The sequence below is a fragment of the Kitasatospora sp. NPDC057500 genome (assembly GCF_042802195.1).
GTDB lineage: Bacteria > Actinomycetota > Actinomycetes > Streptomycetales > Streptomycetaceae > Kitasatospora.
The window spans coordinates 1-2171 of the sequence record NZ_JBHVER010000417.1; the positions used below are offsets into that span (position 1 = coordinate 1).

1 protein-coding gene is annotated in these 2171 nt (G+C 75.7%); it reads right to left on the reverse strand.

Going from position 1 to position 2171, the window contains the following annotated elements; all coding sequences use genetic code 11:
- Nucleotides 1-215: 215 nt before the first annotated feature.
- Complete coding sequence (locus tag ACFU74_RS37095; protein WP_380764546.1) at nucleotides 216-1940, reverse strand: phospho-sugar mutase; 1725 nt, start codon at nucleotides 1938-1940, stop codon at nucleotides 216-218.
- Between the last annotated feature and the right edge of the window lie 231 nt (nucleotides 1941-2171).

Genomic DNA, 2171 nt, shown 5'->3' on the forward strand with positions numbered 1-2171 from the left:
TCGCGTGGGCATTCCCTTCTCGTTTACCTGGCCGGCCTGATCGACTCATTGTCTAACAGGCCGGCCATCGATCGTCTTCCCGGTCCTGTCGGTCCGCTCCCTCTCCAGCCCCTTGAAGGGGGAGCGGACCGGAACACCGCGGGGATGAGTGGCAGACGGCCGAGCGTCTCCCGGCCCGTCCGGGAGGCGCTCGATGCGCTGAGGGGTGCGGGCCGTCAGGCGGTGATGCCGGCGGCTGCGGCGAGGTCGTGCTTGATCGCCGCGAGGAGGTCGGCGGCGCGGGTGCGGGTGGCGGCGAGGTCGGCGGCGGAGGGGACCGGGAGGACGACCTCCAGGTAGCACTTGAGCTTGGGCTCGGTGCCGGAGGGGCGGACCACGATGCGGGCCGAGCGGACGGCGTCGCCGGCCAGGTAGTAGCGCAGGCCGTCGGTGGGCGGCAGGTCGGCGGAGCCGGCGGTGAGGTCGTCGGCGCGGGTCACGGTGAGGCCGGCCAGCGTGGTGGGCGGCTGCTCGCGCAGGGTGCGCATGGCGTCGGCGATGAGGGAGAGGTCCTCGACGCGGACGGAGAGCTGGTCGGTGGCGTGCAGGCCGTGCTCCAGCGCCAGGTCGTCGAGCAGGTCGGCCAGGGTGCGGCCGGAGCGCTTGAGGGTGGCGGCGAGCTCGGCGACCAGCAGGGCGGCGGTGATGCCGTCCTTGTCGCGCACGCCCTGTGGGTCGACGCAGTAGCCGAGCGCCTCCTCGTAGCCGTAGCGCAGGCCCTCGGCGCGGGAGATCCACTTGAAGCCGGTGAGGGTCTCCGCGTAGCCGAGCCCGGCGGCCTCGGCGATCCGGCCGAGCAGGGTGGAGGAGACGATGGTGGTGGCGAAGGTGCCCGCGGCCTTCTTGGCGACCAGCGCGGCGCCCAGCAGCGCGCCGACCTCGTCGCCGCGCAGCATCCGCCAGCCGCCCGCGCCCTGCCCGCCGCCGGCGGCGTCGCCGTCGGCGGGGACGGCCACCGCGCAGCGGTCGGCGTCCGGGTCGTTGGCGATCACGATGTCCGGTCCGGTCGCGGCGGCGGTGCGGAAGGCGAGGTCCATCGCCCCCGGCTCCTCCGGGTTGGGGAAGGCGACGGTCGGGAAGTCCGGGTCCGGCTCGGCCTGCTCGGCGACCACGGTGGGTGCGGGGAAGCCGGCCCGGTCCAGGGCGGCGAGGAAGGTGTCGCGGCCGACGCCGTGCATCGGGGTGTAGACGACGGCGAGGTCGCGGGCGCTGTGCGGGTCGACGATGGAGGCGGCGCGGTCCAGGTAGGCCTCGACCACCGACTCGTCGACGGTCTCCCAGCCGCTCGCGGCGAGCGGGACCTCGTGCAGCGAGCCGATCGCGTCGATCTCGGCGGCGATGCCCGCGTCGGCGGGCGGCACGATCTGCGAGCCGTCGCCCAGGTAGACCTTGTAGCCGTTGTCCTGCGGCGGGTTGTGGCTGGCGGTGACGGTCACGCCGGCGGCCGCGCCGAGGTGGCGGACGGCGAAGGCGAGCACCGGGGTGGGCAGCGGGCGCGGGAACAGCGCGGCGCGCAGGCCGGCGCCGACCACCACGGCGGCGGTGTCGCGGGCGAAGTCGTAGGACTTGTGCCGGGCGTCGTAGCCGATGACCACGAGGTCGCCGAGGCCCTGCTGCTTGACGTAGGAGACCAGGCCGGCGGCGGCCCGGACCACCACGGCGCGGTTCATCCGCATCGGGCCCGCGCCGAGTTCGCCGCGCAGGCCGGCGGTGCCGAACTGGAGGCGGCCGGCGAAGCGGTCGGCCAGGTCGGCCCAGGCGAGCTTGGCCGTGGCGTCGGCCTCGGGGTCCTCGGCGGCGGCGAGCAGCGCGGCGAGTTCCTCGCGGGTCTGCGGGTCCGGGTCCTCGGCGAGCCAAGTGCGGGCCCGGGCGAGGAGGTCGGTGGTGGTTGCCTGCGTCATGGCTGCGGCTCCATCGGGAAGTGCGTCGGAGGTCGGCCGGGGAGGGTGCCCCGGCCCTGGCCCGGTGGGACGGGCCGGGGGAGACGGGCGTGCGGAGACGGGCGTGCGGGGTCGGTCGGGACGGGACGGGACGAAACGTACGGCGCGGTGGCGGCGCGGTGCGGCGTCCGGCCGGGCGGGGCGTGTCGGACCGGCAGACGCGCACGGGGCCCGCGGTCGGGTGTGATCACC